The organism is Paenibacillus sinensis (assembly GCF_019904155.1).
Lineage (GTDB): Bacteria > Bacillota > Bacilli > Paenibacillales > Paenibacillaceae > Paenibacillus_AQ > Paenibacillus_AQ sinensis.
This window is the reverse complement of the sequence record NZ_JAHCMB010000223.1, coordinates 1-2,989: the sequence shown is the minus strand read 5'-3', so window position 1 is coordinate 2,989 and position 2,989 is coordinate 1. Positions and strand designations below refer to the sequence as shown.

The 2,989-nt window shown below is 44.1% G+C and carries 3 protein-coding genes; 1 reads left to right on the top strand and 2 read right to left on the bottom strand.

All coding sequences use genetic code 11. The annotated features are described in order from the left end of the window. Window positions 1-350: 350 nt before the first annotated feature. Window positions 351-578, top strand: coding sequence for a hypothetical protein (locus KIH86_RS26570; protein WP_223083903.1), 228 nt, complete (start codon window positions 351-353; stop codon window positions 576-578). A 254-nt stretch (window positions 579-832) separates the two neighbouring features. Here the strand turns inward: KIH86_RS26570 and KIH86_RS26565 are convergent, their stop codons facing one another. Both KIH86_RS26565 and KIH86_RS26560 read right to left on the bottom strand, forming a co-directional pair. After that, complete coding sequence (locus KIH86_RS26565) at window positions 833-2,503, bottom strand: hypothetical protein (RefSeq protein WP_223083904.1); 1,671 nt, start codon at window positions 2,501-2,503, stop codon at window positions 833-835. After that, entirely contained in the window at window positions 2,500-2,805 is a 306-nt protein-coding gene (locus KIH86_RS26560; RefSeq protein WP_223083905.1) for a hypothetical protein, read from the bottom strand. Before KIH86_RS26560 ends, KIH86_RS26565 begins: the two co-directional genes overlap by 4 nt. Window positions 2,806-2,989 lie beyond the last annotated feature (184 nt).

Genomic DNA, 2,989 nt, shown 5'->3' with positions numbered 1-2,989 from the left:
AATAGGATGTTATTACTAATCCAAAGGCTGCTTGAATAAGTAAAAAAGCCCCCGCACTGGGCAGAGGCTCACTTCATTGCAATTAGGGCCCGGAACTCAAACCTTTCCCGAAAGTATCTTGATCCGGCAATCTTAATGCTAACTGGACTATACGCCTCTACTCGGCCGCCATAGTCCATAAGGTGGCCTATCGGGTCTGGATCAAGACGGAACCAAACGGAGACGCGAGTTCCAGTCAATGAAGCAGTGAGAAAATCAGCGTCGCTCGTAAGCACCATATATTTACGATGCATAGCTCTCTTCCTCCAGCAGTTTTAACTTGATTATACTAAAAAGCTCAGGGGGCTGGCATGGATAAGAAATTAAAGCAAAGCTTGAAGGTTGCAGCAGTGCGGAATGAAATGGTTGTGATTTGGCTTATTGGCGGGGACAAAATCAAAGGAGTAGCGGAAGTTTCAACAATTCCAGGTCGAGTGAAGATCAACACGATTGACGGTGCTGTGTGGGTGCCGATTTATGAGGTTGAGAGTATTTCGCGCGTGGTAAGGCTGAAAATCGTGGGAGAGACTGAGGAATGATAGCCATAGTTTCAAAGGCGTAGGCTCTAATCAGAACCTCCCCCCATTCTCAAAATCATTTTGGACGTTCCCTATCCTCTTTATTGCGATTATGCTCCACTCTAAATCTGTTCAAATTCTCAAACTCGCAAACCCGGCTATATAATGTTGCACTTGAGTATCCTAGAATTTCCATATCCCCCCAAGCAGTAAGTCGACCTTCCTTCCATGCTGAGTATAGAAACGAATTCTGTAGTGTCTTTTGCGCTGCTACATTAAATTCTTAATACCCGGTAATTTGGAAATGTCGGGCTTGGATATAGGAGCTCCTTTACTTTATCCATCGATGCTGATCCACCTGCTTTTTCCAAAAACACACCTGGAATTCCATCCCCGCAAAACCGCGCATTTTCCTTTCCAAATATTTCGAGAACGGAAGTGATTGTGCGTATAAATGAGTCCTGCGGCGCTTCTTTTCTTAATTTCTCTAAGAAACTATCTATTTGATCTTTACCAATCCATCCATTGGTTGGGATAGCACTCTTTCCAACTACAGAGCAGAATATTTCTTTTCCCCTATTCTTTCTGGCTGAGAGCAGGCTTCGATAAATAACATCATCGCTCGGCAATGAATACCCCATTAAAACCACATGCTGTGTTCTTTCCAGAGAAACTCTCATATCCCGCTGAATTTCTTCAACGAAAGAGGGATGCTCGCCTTTGAAATTGCTTTGCATCACAAGCGGAACATGCTGAGCCTCGGTTATGGTGCCGCAGAAGGTGCACTGAATTGCATCACTTCTTCCATTATCCTGCGCGTTTTTCTCTTGAAGCGATTTTATTTCGTACCCGAAGCTCAGCGAAGGCAGCGGCAATGGAGGGAAGAGGGTTACCGTATCCAGACCCCATTCACCGCCCATATACATCGTCAATTTCCCACAGTTGGGACACTCCCGCCAACCGGAGCAGCCATGAGGAAAATAATATTTTCCAACACGTACTCTCCTGGATGTAATGTGGTCCGGATCGTTCATTCTCTGCACAACAGTTTCATTGAACGGATACCAAACCTGCGGGGTGTTGCCGTCAATTTTGCGAACGCCCATAAAATGCCCCATATCATGGAATAACTTAAGCGGCATAGGTGGTTCCCCGATAACCGGAGGTGACACTCCATTGTTATGTTTATTGTGTACATTGAATAACAACCACAGTAGAATGGGATCCCAGTTCATCGATATTATCGAATGGCTGAATAAATAAAAGGACCGCTCTTGCAGCTTGCACTGTTCGTTCTTGCTGAATTCAAATCCTTCTTCTATCATTAACTGATAAAGAACTTCGGCAAACGACTCGTACTGCTTAATCAGTTCTCTTTTTTCGGCAATAGCAAATTGGAAGTCCAAGGTATGCATGAGAATCGTCAGCATTTTCAGGGTATTGCGGGCACCAATCATTCGGTTGAACGGAATAAACGAAGCAGCCAATCCGTCTGGAACATAGAACCCCTGCCGATTCGCAATATGCATGTCAAGAATATTGAACAGATCCTGCAGTTGAAACTCTTCTTTCGTATTGCCCGGACAGATCTGAATAATTCGATACAGTGTATTCCAGTCGTATGTACTCTTTAATTCCTCCAGACGGGTCCGCTGCTGATCCTCATTCAATAGCGGAAATTGCCGACGGACGGACTCTATTGCCTCTGTACTTGTATCCGGATCACCCAGTATAATTAACAGATCGACAACGGCTTCTAACCATACTGGTTTATCATATCCGATAGATTTCTTCACCCTGTCGGTTAAAGCAGCATCTTTTTGTGCAAGCACGTAAAAAGATTCACTAAGTTTCTGCGTGGTCCGCATCCCTATAGCAGCAGTAGCCCCTGCACCCCAGAATACAGCGGTTTCCGGCCATACCGGTGTATAATCAAGTATTGTCATTTGGAGTCCCTGACACAAATTCTCGTTATTATTTTCGAGCTTTCCACCCTAAACTCTGCCGTAATACGCTTAAAATACAACTCTGTTGCAAGAGCTTCTAGGTCTGGGGATACGACAAAATCTGCGGTTTTGGGGAGCAATTCGATTGATATTTTACTCTTTACATTCACTGTATAAAACAGATTGAATTTCGCCTCCGCATCATCCGGAAGCTTAAAAGAGTATTGGGGTATGCCGGATAAGGCGATCTTCATTTGTTTACCTTCCTTCTCCAGTCTGCTTATTGCTGCTATTGTGTTCAACCGCCATCGTCCTTTCATTTAGAAAGTCCTACTTCATTCCCACAAAATGAATCATTCCACGCGCTGGATAAAAACCCTTTTTTTCAAACCTGCAAATTCATGATTCTAAGCGAATAAGCATGGTGCAACGTCCTCCTATATTATCGGCTAGCTGAACATCACAGAGCAACGAATATCGAGGTTT

Bases quoted from the DNA above. Each gene is read 5' to 3' on its own strand.
- KIH86_RS26570 (WP_223083903.1), top strand. From the start codon at position 351: ATGGATAAGAAATTAAAGCAAAGCTTGAAGGTTGCAGCAGTGCGGAAT.
- KIH86_RS26565 (WP_223083904.1), bottom strand. From the start codon at position 2,503: ATGACAATACTTGATTATACACCGGTATGGCCGGAAACCGCTGTATTC.